The sequence below is a fragment of the Burkholderia sp. MR1-5-21 genome (genome assembly GCF_053427715.1).
Genome location: NZ_JBSAXD010000002.1, coordinates 172106 through 186118, shown reverse-complemented (window position 1 = coordinate 186118; position 14013 = coordinate 172106). Strand labels below are relative to the sequence as shown.

The window sequence follows — 14013 nt, the reverse complement described above, 5'->3', positions numbered from 1 at the left end:
CGTGCGTCCGGGCAGCCTGATGGCAGCCGGCACCTGCCGTCTCGCGTTCGCCGGCGACCTGTTCGCGGTACGCGACGGCGCGCTGCTGGCCGCGCTGCATCGCCGGCTGGTTGCCGCCGGCCGTCCTTTACCTGTTCCTCGACGACCCGCGCACGGAGGCGGTGGGCTGCGCCGTGCCGGCCGGCCATGCGCGCGTCGCCGACTACCTCGCGCGCTGCGGCTTTGCACGGCAGCGGCGGCTTGCACGGTTTGCCGCGCAGCCGCTGTTGATGCGCACGCAGCGCGAGGCGTTCTTCTCCGGCCGTCACGTCTGACGCGCCGGTTTCACCGACAAGGGAGCTGAGACATGCAGAGAGAAACCGTATTCGACCTGATCGGCGTCGGCTTCGGGCCGTCGAACCTGGCGCTGGCCGTGCGCCTTGCCGAACGCGGCGGCGCACGTCGCCTCGCACAGTGCTTCATCGAACGGCAGCCGGAGTTCGGCTGGCATCGCGGGATGCTGCTCGACGACTGCCGGATGCAGATTTCGTTTCTGAAGGACCTCGTCACGCTGCGCGATCCGAAGAGCCGCTACACGTTCATCAACTACCTGTTCGAGCGCGGCCGGCTGAACGAATTCGTGAACCTGAAGAACTTCTATCCGACCCGCGTCGAGTTCCACGACTACCTGAGCTGGGTCGCCGACGCATTCGACGAGCAGGTTCACTACGGCGAGAGCGTGACGGGCATCGAGCCCGTGCGCGGCAGCGGCGCGCGGATCGACGCGCTGCGCGTGGTGTCGCGCGACGCGCTCGGCCACGAGCGGCAGCGCGTCACGCGCGCGCTGTCGGTCGGCATCGGCGGCGCACCGGCGATTCCGGACGCGTTCGCCGCGCTCGGCGGCGAGCGCGTGATCCACTCGTCGTCGTACCTGACGGACATCGGGCGGCTCGCGGGCGCGCCCGGCAGCGAGCGCCGCCGCATCGCGGTGATCGGCGCGGGGCAGAGCGCGGCCGAAGTGTTCATCGATCTCGCGCGCCGCTTCCCGCACGTCGACGCGAGCCTCGTGATGCGCGCCGGCGCGCTGAAGCCGGCCGACGACAGCCCGTTCGTCAACGAGATCTTCAGTCCGGCGTTCACCGACGTCGTCTATGCACAGCCGCACGACGCGCGGCGCTCGCTGCTCGAACGCTATCGCGATACGAACTACGCGGTGGTCGACCGGCCGCTGATCGAGCAGATCTACGAAATGCTGTACCTGCAACGCGTCGACGGCGCGCCGCGCCATGCGCTGCTCGCGAACAGCGCGATCGAGGCCGCCGTGCGCACCGCGGACGGCCGGATCGAACTGACGCTGTGCGACCGGATGAGCGGCGCCACGCGCACCGAGCGTTTCGACGCTCTCGTGCTCGCGACCGGCTACCGGCGCGATACGCATGCGGCGCTGCTCGACGGACTCGCGCCGCATCTGGGCGATGCGCTCGCGCGCGGCAACGTGACGCGCGACTACCGGCTCGAGACGCCCGAGCACTTCACGCCGCGCATCTACCTGCAAGGCTGCTGCGAAGACAGCCACGGGCTGTCCGACACGCTGCTGTCGGTGCTTGCGCGCCGCGCGGACGAGATCTGCGCGTCGCTCGACAGCCGGCACCCGCACGCGAACGACGACAGCGTCGCGCCGGCAAAACAAGAAAACGGGGCGAGCACCGGCCGGCTGGCCGTGGCTCTTTGACAAAGGCGCGGTCGGGAGACCGCCAACACAACTGGAGCAACGAAAGATGGAGTGGGGAACAGGCACGCGTCGGCGTGCGATCGCAGCCGCGGTGGGCGTGGCATTCTACGCGGCGGCGGGCCATGCGATGGCCCAGGCGGCACCGGACACTGCGGGCAAGGCGAACGCCGGCGCGCAGGCGAACGGCACGCTGCCGGCGATCAGCGTCAACGCGGCGTCGGCAGGCAACGGCACGGTCGGTCTCGTCGCGCGCCGCAGCACGACCGGCACGAAAACCGACACGCCGATCAACGAGATTCCGCAGACGATCAACGTCGTGACCGCGCAGCAGATCGAAATGACGGGCGCGACCGACGTGAACCAGGCACTGCACTACGTGCCGGGTTTCTCGTCGTTCGGCTCGGACAACCGCTCCGACTGGTATGCGGCGCTGCGCGGCTTCACGCCGACCGCGTACGTGAACGGCCTGCAGGTGCCGAATACGATCAACCTCGCGAGCTGGCGCGTCGATCCGTATATGATCGACAGCATCACCGTGCTGCGCGGACCGACGTCGGTGCTGTACGGCGCGGGCGACCCGGGTGCGATCGTCGACGTGCAGACGAAGACGGCCGACGGCGAGCGCGTGCGCGAAGCGGGCGTGCAGGTCGGCAACTACGCGCGCAAGCAGTTCATGTTCGACATCGGCGACAAGCTCGATGCGGACGGCAAGTATGCGTACCGGTTCGTCGGCGTCGCGCGCGACGGCAACGCGCTGACGGGCCCGAACAACGACCAGCGCGTCGCGCTCGCGCCGTCGTTCCGCTGGCGCCCGAACGCGGACACGTCGCTGACGGTGTCGGCAACCTACCTGCAGGACTGGGGCGACATCTCGTCGAACTTCCTGCCCGCGCAGGGCACGGTGCTGCCGAACCCGAACGGGCAGCTCGATCACGACGTGTATTCGGGCGATCCGAACTTCAACTACTACCGCAAGAAGCAGTGGTCGCTCGGCTACCAGTTCGAGCACAACCTGAATTCGATGTGGACGGTGCGCCAGAACGTCCGCTGGATGCACCTGTCGCTCGACAACGGCTCGGTGTTCGGCAACGGCTTCGTCGACGGCAGCACGACCGACATCTCGCGCTGGGCCGGCGTGTTCCAGATGAACTACAGCCGCTTCGACATCGACAACAACGCGCAGGCGCGCTTCGGCACGGGCCCGCTCGAGCACACGCTGCTGCTCGGCTTCCAGTACAACCGGCAGACCGCGACCGACAGCGAATGGCTCGCGGCGGCGCCGGTGCTGAACATCTACAACCCCGTCTACACGCCCGTCACGACGGCCGTGTTCTCGGATCCGAACACCACATACCGCACGAACACGTACACGACGATGAACACGTTCGGCGTATACGCGCAGGATCAGGTCAAGTGGAATCGCTGGACGCTGACGCTCGGCGGCCGCGAGGACTGGGTGAACATGCGGCAGGACGACCGCGCGGGCGGCACGCAATCGAAGGCGGACGTCAGCGCATTCACCGGACGCGTCGGCCTCACGTACCAGGGCGACTACGGGCTGTCGCCGTACATCAGCTACGCGACGTCGTTCAATCCGCTGATCGGCGTGAAGATGTTCGGCGGCGGCCTGCCGCAGCCGACGCGCGGCAAGCAGATCGAAGCCGGCCTGCGCTGGCAGCCGCCCGGCAAGAACCTGATGCTGAACGCGGCGATCTACCAGATCAACCAGACCAACGTGCTCACGCCGACGCCGTCGAATCTCGACGATACGAACACGACGTCGGTGCAGACGGGCGAGGTGCGCTCGCGCGGGATCGAGCTGAGCGCGACCGGCAAGGTCACGCCGAACCTGTCGATCATCGCGTCGTATGTGTATCAGGACGTGAAGAACGTGCAGGCGAACGACGCGTCGCTGAACAACTGGCCGGTCGACATTCCGCGCCCGCGCCAGATGGCGTCGCTGTGGGCCGACTGGACGTGGCACACGGGGCCGCTCGCGGGCTTCGGGCTCGGCGGCGGCGTCCGCTATCAGAGCGCGTCGGCCGGCGCGCCGGACAACTCGCTGACGGTGTCGAGCTATACGCTGTTCGACGCAGCGATCCATTACGACGTGCGCAACTGGCGCTTTGCGCTGAACGCGACGAACCTGTTCGACCGCCACTACATCAGCGGCTGTCAATCGACGTCCGTCTGCCTGTTCGGCAACGAACGCACCGTGCTCGCGACCGCGAAATACAACTGGTGACGGCGTGCGCCGCGGTGCGCGTGCCGGCCATCGCGGCCGGCGCACGCGGGCCGCGGCGCTGGCGGCCGTCTTTCATCACGCACTTTTCATTTCGCGCTTCTCAGCTCGCGTTTTTCATCTCGCGCTTCTCATTTCGAACCCATGCCGAAGAAAAATCTCGTCTACATCCTGTCGCTGCGCAACGGCGCGGCCGATCGCGCCGGCCAGCCGGTTGCGTACCAGGGCGGCACGCGCTACATGAAGGCGCCGCTCGAATTCCTCGTCGAACGGCTGAACGGCTCGCCGCTCGGCGAGCGCTACACGCTCGCGGGCGTGATCTGCGACGACGACGACGGCTCGCCGGCCGACCGCGCGAAGCTCGCCGACTACGGGTTCGCGCGCACGCCGGGGCGGCCCTGGCTGTTGCCCGACGGCCTCGCGGTGCAGGGCCGGCCGGTCGACGAACTGTTCAGCACGATCCCGTCGACGTACCGCCGCCTGCCGCGCAATGGGCACGATGTGCACGGCGCACGCGAACGCGCGGCCGGCAAAGCGGCGTTCGAACGGCGGCTGCTCGAACGCCTGATCGAGCTGAAGGCCGACGTCGTCGTGCTCGACGGCCTGCTCGTGATCCTCGACGAGCTCGTGCGTCCGGGCGCGCGCTTTCACCGGCGCATCGCGAACATCCACCCGGGCATCACCGCGGACGGCTCGCCGTTCCAGCGGCGCGGCGCCTGCGCGACGCTCGATGCGCTGCACGGCGCGCGCGGCGAGCGGGTGGACTGGGCGACTGGCGTGACGACGGCGGTGGAGCCGGTGCGGATGACGGGCGCGTCGTTCCACTACGTCGACAACGGCATCGATTCCGGCGAGGTGATCTGCGACGTGCTCGGCACGCCGATCGCGCCGGACGATACGATTCTCGAGCTGCGCTGGAACAACTTCGAGCGCAGCCTGTTTCCGGCGCTCGAGCGGGGGCTGGCGATCCTCGCAGACCGTCACGACGCGGGAGCCCTGTCATGAACGACACGCTGACGAACGCTGCCGGCGCGGTGGACGCGATCGAGGATGCGGTGGCCGTGGCAGTTGAATTCGGCGCTTGCGGCGATCGCAACGGGCAGCCGGGCGCCGACCGCCTCGTCGACGCATGGCGGCCCGACGATTCGCCGGCCGCGCTGCTCGCCGAATGCGGCGCGCTGTTCAACACGGACACGCGGCGCGCGTCGGCGACGCTCGCGGTGCCGGTGGCAGGCATCGATCCCGCCGCGGTCGCGGCGTATGTCGCGCGTGCGGTGCGCGAAGGCGTGATCGACGATGCGCGGCCCGCGGGCGACCGGCTGCACCTGCGCGTGTCGCGCGAGACGTTCTGGCAGCATCCGCTGCCGTGGCTGAAGGCGCCGGGGTCGGGCGGCATGCCGCTGCGCTACACGGTCACGAACGGGCGCCGCCACCCGGTGCGTCCGCCGATCGTGCCGGGCGAGATCTATGCGCGCGACATGCCGCAGGTCGGGATGAGGTTCAGCCTGCGCACGGTCGACGTCGACGCGCATGCGGACCTGTTCAGCGGCTGGATGAACCTCGAGCGCGTCGCGCAATTCTGGGACCAGCGCGGCACGCGCGACGAGCATGCCGCGTATCTCGCGGAACGGCTCGCCGACCCGCACATGCATCCGATGATCGGCTATTTCGACGACACGCCGTTCGGCTATTTCGAGTTCTACTGGGCGAAGGAAGACCGCCTCGCGCCGTTCTACGACGCGCACGACTACGACCGCGGGCTGCATCTGCTGATCGGCGATTCGCGCTTCCAGAGCGCGGGCAAGCTGCATGCGTGGTGGAGCGGGGTGCTGCACTACATGTTTGTCGACGATCCGCGCACGCAGCGGCTCGTCGGCGAGCCGCGCGTCGATCACGTGCGGCATATCGCGTACATGCACCGGCTCGGGTTCCATACGGTGAAGGAATTCGATTTCCCGCACAAGCGCGCGGCGCTGACGATGATCGAGCGGGACACGTTCTTCGAGACGTTCCGGCTGCCGTGACGGGGCGGGGCACGCCGATTTCGTGTCCGCGTTCGTTGCGCGGCTCGACGGCGTGCTGCCGTGGGACACTGCGGCGATCGATGCGACGACCGCCGTTCGCGCCGGGCTTGCCGCGCGCGGCACGCCGATCGGCGCCAACGATGCATCGATCGCGGGACACGCGATCGCGGCCGGCGCGGTGCTGGTGACGAACAATATCCGCGAATTCAGCCGCGTCGACGGCTTGGCGTTCGAAGACTGGGCGGCCTGAGCGCGGCGTACTTGACGGGCGCCGACCCGTACGTCGACGGCGGCACCACGCTGATCCGGGCATCCGGCGATGCGATGTGATGGGCCCGGCGGCCGGTCATCCGGACACCGATCGCAGCGTGGCGTCGCACCGGCTACTTCAAATCATGCAGGAACTCGTTCCTGAACGCCGCGAGATATCGGGCCGGGTCGTCGGCGAATTCGCCGAGCAGCAACGCGGACGCGCGCGCGAGCAAATCCTGGCCGAGTGTTGCATAGGTGGCCGTGTCGGCAAGCAGCGCGTGAATGGCGTCGCGCGTCTCGGGCAACGCAATCCGCTTCGCGTCGCGCGCGAGCAACGCGGCCGCGGCCAGTTCGGGCTCGAACGCGTGCGCTTCGAGCAGGTCGGGCGCGACGTCCCAGATCCGCTCGCGGTTGCCTGCGTCGTGAAAATGCGTGAGCAGGAACAGCAGGTCGTACGCGTCGCTGTTCTGGCGCGCGCGCCGGTCTTTCCACGCGAGAAGCTTGAGCAGCGCGAGAGCCGGCAGGCTCGCGACCGGCACGTCGAAACGGTCGCCGACAGTCACGGCGATCGCGGTGTCGACCGCCTCCCGGAAGCCGAGCACGTTCAGCACGAACTCGCCGTCGGGCGGCCACGCGATCGCGCCGGCCGGCGCTTCGAGCGGACCGAACGGCACGAGATCCAGCTCGGTGCGAAAGCCGCCGGGTTCTCCGGTAAAGAAGAATTTCTGCTGCGCCTTCGGTACCGGCGAGAATCGTCCGGTCGCGACCAGCGCGTCGACGAGACGGTCATGTGAGGTCCAGCTCACCGCGCAGACGGCGACATCCACGTCGCGCGTCGCACGCACTGCCCGGATGCCATGCACGTGCCACATCAGGATGTCGCGCGCAGTCGCGCCGGCCACCACGAATTCCGTGTCGAGGCGGGTGCATGCCGCCGCGATGTGCCGGAGCATCGCGACCGTCGAAGGTTCGAGCGGTCGCTCCCTGCCGACTTCAAGCACGGGGTTGTGCGAGATATTGGTCATGGATCGTTGCGGCGGCGGAGAGATTGCGGCTGTCGCCTGTCGCGACCAGATCCGCATAGACGAGCAGCGGCGGCACGAGCGGCACGTCCTGCACGCGCCATTCGAGCATCGGCGACGGCGTCCAGAATGCTTCGAGGATCTCGACGTCGCCGCGTTCGTCAGGACGCAGGCGGGCCTGGAGCAGGAAGCGGTTCGGGACGGCGCCGTGCGTGTAGATCGTGACCGCGGCAGGCTTCAGGTCGTGCGTCAGCAGGTCGGCGGCCGGCTCGCCGCCGAGCCGCGCATCGAATGCCGCGAAGTCGAACCCGCGCCACCAGTCGGGCGTGAGACCGGAGAACCGGCGGCTCGGCAGTTTGGCGCGCAGGCGGCTCGGGTAGAGCGCCACCCATTCCTGCACGAAACGCTTCCAGTCGGCGATCACGCGTTCCCCGTTGCGGCGCTGCACGACGAGGCCACGGGTGGCGAGATCGTCCATCGCGAGGTTGACCGTGCCGAGCGCGACGCCCGATGCTTCCGCGATCGCGCGGTAAGGGCGCGCGACGAGGTCCGGCCGGGTCGCCAGCGCGAACATGATGCGCATCCCCTTGGGCGTCGTCGCGCGGGCAGTCGGCAGCCGCTGCACGCCCGATGCGCGCGCCGGCTTCGGCCGGCCCGTGATCATCACGAGGGCTTCCGGCCGGTTCAGGTATGCATTGCCGGCCGCATCGAGAAACGGGATGTCGTGCTCGATCAGGCGCGCAGCGAGGTCGGCGGACACGTGCGGCGCGACCAGCATGAGCGGAGGCACGGCGGCGTCGCGCCGCAGCCGCGCGAGGATGCCCGGCACCGATGCGGCGCGCAGCGAAACGGCTGCCGGCATGTCGAACCGGTGACCGGACAAGGTGAAGCGGACGACACCGTCGACTTGCCCCCTGAGCGCGGCGGGGATGCGGATCGATTTCGCATCGAAGCGTTGCGTTGCGCGCCCGAAGGCGGCACACGCTTCGTCGAGCACGTGCTGTTCTGACAGAGGGAGGTTGGCGGTGTCGGACATGACGCCTCGCTTGTACACTTTTCTGTCAGCGTACACAAAAAATGAACGAGCGTCAAAAAGTGAACAAGATCGACTTAAGTCATTGATGCTGAATGAATTGATAATCGCGTTGTTCAATGCCTCACTCCCGAAGCAAGCGTGGATGGATCGATCTGCGACGCGCACCCGCCGCAGCCGGCCCGGCTGCGCGGGGCGACGCCCGCCAGTGGATCCTGCCACCGCGCCGGACGATCCGGAATCGGCCGCATGGCCAACTTTGCCGATCGACATGATCCAATCGCGCGACACGCCCAGGGCTCGACCAAACGCTTGATCAACGGCAACCCCTGGTTGCTGCAATCACGACTCTTCGTCTATTCGGTTGTTGCTTGTGCGGCTATGCTTGCCCGCACATTTCCCGCAACACATGGGGCCGGAGTAAGCGCTAAAGCGCCAACTCCGGCCGACCGCGAAGCATGGGACCCGAGTAAGCGCTAAAGCGCTAACTCGGGTCGACAAAGGAGACGAAACCGTGACGCACAGCGTGATTCCCGCAGGCCTCGCCGATGAAATGATCGAGATCCGGCACCGCATCCACTCCCATCCTGAACTGGGCTTCGAGGAATTCGCGACCAGCGACCTGGTCGCCGAGAGCCTGCAGGCCTGGGGCTACACGGTGCATCGCGGACTCGGCGGCACGGGCGTCGTCGCGCAGCTGAAGGTCGGCGACGGCACGAAGCGTCTCGGCCTGCGCGCCGACATGGACGCGCTGCCGATCCACGAAGCGACCGGCTTGCCGTACCAGAGCACGATCCCCGGCAAGATGCACGCGTGCGGCCACGACGGCCACACGGCGATGCTGCTCGCGGCGGCGAAGCATCTCGCGCGCGAGCGGCGCTTCTCGGGCACGCTGAACCTGATCTTCCAGCCGGCCGAGGAAGGGCTCGGCGGTGCGAAGAAAATGCTCGACGACGGCCTGTTCGAGCAGTTCCCGTGCGATGCCATCTTCGCGATGCACAACATGCCCGGCTTTCCGACCGGCAAATTCGGTTTCCTGCCCGGGCCGTTCATGGCGTCATCGGACACGGTGATCGTCGACGTGCAGGGGCGCGGCGGCCACGGCGCGGTACCGCACAAGGCGATCGATCCGGTCGTTGTGTGCGCGCAGATCGTCGTTGCGCTGCAGACGATCGTGTCGCGCAACGTGTCGCCGCTCGACATGGCGATCGTCACGGTCGGCGCGATCCATGCGGGCGACGCGCCGAACGTGATTCCCGACCGCGCGCAGATGCGCCTGTCGGTGCGCGCGCTGAAGCCGGACGTGCGCGACCTGCTGCAGACGCGCATTACCGAAGTCATTCACGCGCAGGCCGCCGTGTTCGGCGCGACTGCGACGATCGACTACCAGCGCCGCTATCCGGTGCTCGTCAACGATGCCGGGATGACCGCGTTCGCGCAGGATGTCGCGCGCGAATGGGTCGGCGACGCGAACCTGATCGAAGGGATGGTGCCGCTCACGGGCAGCGAGGATTTCGCATTCCTGCTCGAGAAGCGTCCGGGCTGCTACCTGATCATCGGCAATGGCGACGGGGAGGGCGGCTGCATGGTGCACAACCCCGGCTACGACTTCAACGACGCGGCGCTGCCGACGGGCGCGTCGTACTGGGTCAAGCTGACCGACGCGTTTTTCGTCTGATCGATGCAGATGCGCATGCCCGCGGCGCCGTCTCCGGCGCCGCGGGCATGCTTGCGTCATCGGCAGAGCGCCTGCCGTATCGGGCTCAAGCGGGATTTGACGCTCCTTGACATCGCGGCCGGCAGGTCGCGTGCTACGCTGCGCCGCATCACCGGTCCTTCTCGCGAGGCCCGCATGGCCGCCTCGTTCGGCGAGGCCGGCGCGCGGCGTCGAACCGGCTCAATCGATACGGCACTTACGAAATGCGAAAACTCTTCCTGACCGCGCTGACGGCATGCGCGGCCGGCTTGCTTGTGGCGGGCTGCGACGACCAGAAGGTCGCCGACGCGGTCAATGCCATCAAGCCGGACAACGTCGCGTTCGGCAAACTGCAGCCGGGCGTGTCAACGGTCGAGGACGTCCTCCGCGACGCGGGCAAGCCGGAGATGGTCAGGCAGAACGAAGACGGTTCGCAGCGTTTCGAGTACCCGCGCGGCCCGTTCGGCACGAGCACCTACATGCTCGATTTCGGGCCCGACGGCAGGCTCGTTTCGATCACGCAGGCATTGACGGCGGACAACATCGCGAAGGTCGTGCCGGGCATGTCGAAGGACGATGTGCGGCAACTGCTCGGCAAGCCGACGTCGGTCGCGCAATACGCGTTGAGCCACGAAGAGGTATGGAGCTGGCACTGGGCCGAGGGCGGCGTATCGGGCGATGCGATGTTCAATGCGCATTTCTCGCCCGACGGGACCGTCATCAGAACGTCGAGATCGGAGGCGCCCGGACGGGAAAAGCCGTGACGGCGCGGTGCCGCGGCTTGCCGGACTGAGCAGCCCCATCGTGGCGGTGCGACCCGCCGCAACGCGTGCGCGGGTCTGCATCGGACGATCAGCACGCGCGGTGATTCCGGGGCAGCGCCTCGTTCCGCATGTGATCCGCTCGTTCGCGGACGCGTCCTTCCCTCAAAACGCGTCACCGTCGAACAACGCTGCCGCCGCAAGCGGATTCGACGGCCAGTACATGTGCATGTAGGTCGCGACGATCGATCCCGTCCGATAAACCGCCTCGCCGCTGCCTGAATTGCCGTCCGGGCGGACAGCCGCCGCGACCGGCGCAAGCGGCGTGTCGAGCCGCGAATAGTGGAACGTATGCCCGCGCATCGGCCCGGCGCGCGTGTCGAGCTGCTGCATCCCCAATGCCGCGAAGCGGCGCTGCATCGTTGCGTGGCCGGGCAGCAGGCCGAGCATCGGCGTCGCTGCACCGTCCACGTCGGTCAACGATTCGCACAGATACACCATCCCGCCGCATTCGGCGACGATCGGCTTGCCGGCCGATGCATGCGCGCAGATCGTCCGCGCGCTCGTCACGTTCGCCGCGAGCGTCGCCGCATGCAGTTCCGGATAGCCACCCGGCAGGAACAGTGCGTCGCAATCGCCGGGGACGGGCTCGTCGGCAAGCGGCGAGAAGAACCGCAACTGCGCGCCGAGCGCTTCGAGCAGTGCGAGATTCGCCGGATAGATGAACGAGAACGCGACATCGCGTGCGATCGCGATGCGCTTGCCCGCCAGCACGTGCGGCAGCGGCGCGATGTCGTCCGGCGCCGCGAACGCGACGGCGGGCGGCAGTTCGGCCAGTGCGGTCTGCGCGAGTGCGTCGGCCGCGCGGTCGAGCCGCGCGTCGAGGTCGTCGATGTCGTGCGGTTGATGCAGCCCGAGATGACGCTCGGGCAACGCGATGCCCGCGTCGGCCGGCACGTGGCCGAGCCAGCGCAGGTCGCCGGGCAGCGCTTGCTGCAGCAATTCGGCATGACGCGCGGAACCGACGCGGTTCGCGAGCACGCCGTGGAACGGCAAGCCTTCACGAAAATGCGCAAGGCCGAATGCGATCGCCGCGAAGGTCTGCGCCATCGATTTCGCGGAAATCACCGTGACGACCGGCACGCCGAATGCCGCTGCGAGATCCGCGCTGCTCGGCGTGCCGTCGAACAGCCCCATCACGCCTTCGATCAGGATCAGGTCGGCGTCGCGCGCCGCATCGGCGAGCAGCGTGCGGCAGCCGGCTTCACCGACCATGCCGAGGTCGAGCGCATGCACGGGCGCGCCGCTCGCGCGTTCGAGCAGCATCGGATCGAGAAAATCCGGCCCGGTCTTGAACACGCGCACGCGGCGGCCGAGCCGGCGATGCAGCCGCGCGAGACCGGCCGTCACCGACGTCTTGCCCTGGCCGGACGCGGGCGCGCTGACGAAGAGCGCAGGGCAGGCGCGCATCGCTCAGAACTCCACGCCGCGCTGCGCCTTCACGCCCTGTTCCTTGTACGGATGCTTGACGAGCCGCATCTCGGTGACGAGGTCGGCGGCTTCGACGAGCGCATCGGGCGCGTGCCGGCCGGTCACGACGACATGCAGCGAAGCGGGGCGGGCCGCGAGCGTCGCGAGCACTTCGTCGAGCGGCAGGTATTCGTACTTGAGCACGGTGTTCAGCTCGTCGAGGATCACCATCTGGTAGTCGCCGCTTTCGATCATCCGGCGCGCTTCGTCCCAGCCCTTGCGCGCGGTCGCGATGTCGGCGTCGCGGTTCTGCGTGTTCCACGTATAGCCGTCACCCATCGTCACGAAGTCGCACTGCGCGACCGCGCCGAGGAAATCGCGTTCGGACGTATGCAGCGCGCCCTTGATGAACTGCACGACGCCGAGCCGCATCCCGTGGCCGAGCACGCGCACGGCCATGCCGAACGCGGCCGTGCTCTTGCCCTTGCCGTTGCCGGTGTTGACGATCAGCAGGCCCTTTTCGTTGACGGCGGCGGCCTGCTTCTTCTCGTGGCCGGCGCGGCGGCGTTCGGTCATCCGCTGATGCGCTTCGGGATCGGTTTTCATCGGAGTTCGTCCTGTCGTAACAAAGGGTTCAAAGCGGGATCACAGCGGGCCGGCGAGCGCGACCGTCACGCCGTCCCGTGCGAGTTTCGGGCCGAGTAGCCGGCCGCGCGGCGCGGCGAGCCGCGCGCACGGCTCCGCGATGCCCGCCACGCCGAAGCGGGCGAGCGCGGCCGCCGACGGCTCGCTCGCCGCGAGTTCGGGATGCGCGGCGAGCTGCGCCGCGCCGAACGCGACGAGCGGCCAGCCGCGCCGTGCGCACAGCGTGCGCAGCGCGCGTGCGCTGGATTTTTCGGCGAGCGTCGCGACGACGGCCGGCTGCGCGTCCGGATGCCGCGCGAGCGCCGCGCGGACCGCGGCGTCGAGCTGCGCGGCGCTGACGCCCGCGCGAAAGCCGAGACCGAGCGCGACCTGCATCACGCAGGCTCCGGCGCTGTGCCGCCCGCCAGCGCCGCGACGCGGCCGATCACGACGATCGCGGGCGAGCCGATGCCGGCTGTGCCGACTGTCGAGACGACGGTCGCGAGCGTCGCCAGTGCGTGACGCTGCGCAGGCCGCGTCGCCGATTCGATCGCCGCGCACGGCGTGTCGTCCGGCAGGCCGCCGGCCTGCAGCGCGGCGACGATCGCGCCGAGGCGGCGGATGCCCATATAGATCACGAGCGTCATCCGGGTGGCGGCGAGCGCTGACCAGTCGGGCTCGTCGTCGCCCGCGCCGTGCCCGGTCACGAAAATCACGCCCTGCGCGTCGCCGCGATGCGTGACCGGAATGCCGAGCGCGGCCGGCGCGGCGATGCCGGCCGTGATGCCGTTCACGACCTCGACCGGAAACCCCGCTGCGCCGAGCGCGATCAGCTCCTCGCCGCCACGGCCGAACACGAACGGGTCGCCGCCTTTCAGGCGCGCGACGCTGCGGCCCGCGCGCAAGTGCGCGAGCATCGCGGCGACGATCGTTTCCTGCGGCGTCGATGCGTGGCCGCCGCGCTTGCCGACGTGCTCGATCAGCGCATCGGCGCGCGCATGCTGCAGGACGTCGGGATTCACGAGATCGTCGACGAGCAGCACGTCGGCCGCGCCGATCGCGCGCACGGCCTTGAGCGTCAGCAGGTCGGCGTCGCCGGGGCCGGCGCCGATCAGCCACGCGCGGCTCATCGGAGGCAGCACGGCGCGAACCGTGTCGAAGCGGGGGAAAGCGGCGAA

12 protein-coding genes and 2 pseudogenes are annotated in these 14013 nt (G+C 68.7%); 8 read left to right on the top strand and 6 right to left on the bottom strand.

Annotated elements, in window-relative coordinates; genetic code table 11:
• Positions 1–95: 95 nt before the first annotated feature.
• The 6 genes and pseudogenes from ACV229_RS03420 to ACV229_RS03395 form a co-directional block, all read left to right on the top strand.
• A pseudogene (locus tag ACV229_RS03420) lies at positions 96–314 on the top strand (GNAT family N-acetyltransferase); the annotation flags it as partial.
• A 32-nt stretch (positions 315–346) separates the two neighbouring features.
• A complete protein-coding gene (locus tag ACV229_RS03415; protein ID WP_448081717.1) occupies positions 347–1711 on the top strand; it encodes a lysine N(6)-hydroxylase/L-ornithine N(5)-oxygenase family protein in 1365 nt (454 codons plus the stop codon).
• Between the two features lie 46 nt (positions 1712–1757).
• Positions 1758–3956: a TonB-dependent siderophore receptor gene (locus tag ACV229_RS03410; RefSeq protein ID WP_448081716.1), complete on the top strand. Its 2199-nt coding sequence runs from the start codon at positions 1758–1760 to the stop codon at positions 3954–3956.
• Between the two features lie 141 nt (positions 3957–4097).
• On the top strand, positions 4098–4958 hold the full coding sequence (locus ACV229_RS03405; RefSeq protein ID WP_448081715.1) for a formyltransferase family protein: 861 nt from the start codon (positions 4098–4100) through the stop codon (positions 4956–4958).
• Positions 4955–5977: a GNAT family N-acetyltransferase gene (locus tag ACV229_RS03400; protein ID WP_448081714.1), complete on the top strand. Its 1023-nt coding sequence runs from the start codon at positions 4955–4957 to the stop codon at positions 5975–5977. Before ACV229_RS03405 ends, ACV229_RS03400 begins: the two co-directional genes overlap by 4 nt.
• A gap of 10 nt (positions 5978–5987) precedes the next feature.
• Positions 5988–6227, top strand: a pseudogene (locus tag ACV229_RS03395) (PIN domain-containing protein); the annotation flags it as partial.
• 133 nt (positions 6228–6360) lie between these two features.
• Here the strand turns inward: ACV229_RS03395 and ACV229_RS03390 are convergent.
• A complete protein-coding gene (locus ACV229_RS03390; protein WP_448081713.1) occupies positions 6361–7254 on the bottom strand; it encodes a nucleotidyl transferase AbiEii/AbiGii toxin family protein in 894 nt (297 codons plus the stop codon).
• Positions 7223–8557 (bottom strand): type IV toxin-antitoxin system AbiEi family antitoxin, encoded by a 1335-nt coding sequence (locus ACV229_RS03385; protein WP_448081712.1) that lies wholly within the window; start codon positions 8555–8557, stop codon positions 7223–7225. Before ACV229_RS03385 ends, ACV229_RS03390 begins: the two co-directional genes overlap by 32 nt.
• A gap of 241 nt (positions 8558–8798) precedes the next feature.
• Between ACV229_RS03385 and ACV229_RS03380 the strand changes: the two genes are divergently transcribed.
• Positions 8799–9962 carry a M20 aminoacylase family protein gene (locus tag ACV229_RS03380; protein WP_448081711.1) on the top strand — a complete coding sequence of 388 codons (1164 nt, stop codon included), beginning with the start codon at positions 8799–8801 and terminating at the stop codon, positions 9960–9962.
• 242 nt (positions 9963–10204) lie between these two features.
• Complete coding sequence (gene bamE / locus ACV229_RS03375) at positions 10205–10744, top strand: outer membrane protein assembly factor BamE domain-containing protein (protein ID WP_448081710.1); 540 nt, start codon at positions 10205–10207, stop codon at positions 10742–10744.
• A gap of 162 nt (positions 10745–10906) precedes the next feature.
• On the opposite strand, the gene ACV229_RS03370 is transcribed toward bamE, so the two are convergent.
• Genes ACV229_RS03370 through cobA form a run of 4 tightly spaced genes read right to left on the bottom strand, consistent with a single transcriptional unit; the run spans position 10907 to position 13965 of the window.
• Positions 10907–12211, bottom strand: coding sequence for a cobyrinate a,c-diamide synthase (locus tag ACV229_RS03370; RefSeq protein WP_448081709.1), 1305 nt, complete (start codon positions 12209–12211; stop codon positions 10907–10909).
• Between the two features lie 3 nt (positions 12212–12214).
• The gene (cobO, locus tag ACV229_RS03365) at positions 12215–12817 is read right to left on the bottom strand and encodes a cob(I)yrinic acid a,c-diamide adenosyltransferase (RefSeq protein ID WP_448081708.1); all 603 of its coding nucleotides are present in this window, start codon (positions 12815–12817) and stop codon (positions 12215–12217) included.
• A gap of 39 nt (positions 12818–12856) precedes the next feature.
• Entirely contained in the window at positions 12857–13231 is a 375-nt protein-coding gene (locus ACV229_RS03360; protein ID WP_448081707.1) for a cobalamin biosynthesis protein, read from the bottom strand.
• On the bottom strand, positions 13231–13965 hold the full coding sequence (gene cobA, locus ACV229_RS03355) for a uroporphyrinogen-III C-methyltransferase (protein WP_448081943.1): 735 nt from the start codon (positions 13963–13965) through the stop codon (positions 13231–13233). Before cobA ends, ACV229_RS03360 begins: the two co-directional genes overlap by 1 nt.
• Positions 13966–14013: the final 48 nt, after the last annotated feature.

What these genes read in the sequence shown, in the direction of transcription:
- ACV229_RS03415 (WP_448081717.1), top strand. Translation starts at nt 347, where the DNA reads ATGCAGAGAGAAACCGTATTCGACCTGATCGGCGTCGGCTTCGGGCCG.
- ACV229_RS03410 (WP_448081716.1), top strand. Translation starts at nt 1,758, where the DNA reads ATGGAGTGGGGAACAGGCACGCGTCGGCGTGCGATCGCAGCCGCGGTG.
- ACV229_RS03405 (WP_448081715.1), top strand. Translation starts at nt 4,098, where the DNA reads ATGCCGAAGAAAAATCTCGTCTACATCCTGTCGCTGCGCAACGGCGCG.
- ACV229_RS03400 (WP_448081714.1), top strand. Translation starts at nt 4,955, where the DNA reads ATGAACGACACGCTGACGAACGCTGCCGGCGCGGTGGACGCGATCGAG.
- ACV229_RS03390 (WP_448081713.1), bottom strand. Translation starts at nt 7,254, where the DNA reads ATGACCAATATCTCGCACAACCCCGTGCTTGAAGTCGGCAGGGAGCGA.
- ACV229_RS03385 (WP_448081712.1), bottom strand. Translation starts at nt 8,557, where the DNA reads ATGTCGATCGGCAAAGTTGGCCATGCGGCCGATTCCGGATCGTCCGGC.
- bamE (WP_448081710.1), top strand. Translation starts at nt 10,205, where the DNA reads ATGCGAAAACTCTTCCTGACCGCGCTGACGGCATGCGCGGCCGGCTTG.
- ACV229_RS03370 (WP_448081709.1), bottom strand. Translation starts at nt 12,211, where the DNA reads ATGCGCGCCTGCCCTGCGCTCTTCGTCAGCGCGCCCGCGTCCGGCCAG.
- cobO (WP_448081708.1), bottom strand. Translation starts at nt 12,817, where the DNA reads ATGAAAACCGATCCCGAAGCGCATCAGCGGATGACCGAACGCCGCCGC.
- ACV229_RS03360 (WP_448081707.1), bottom strand. Translation starts at nt 13,231, where the DNA reads ATGCAGGTCGCGCTCGGTCTCGGCTTTCGCGCGGGCGTCAGCGCCGCG.
- cobA (WP_448081943.1), bottom strand. Translation starts at nt 13,965, where the DNA reads ATGAGCCGCGCGTGGCTGATCGGCGCCGGCCCCGGCGACGCCGACCTG.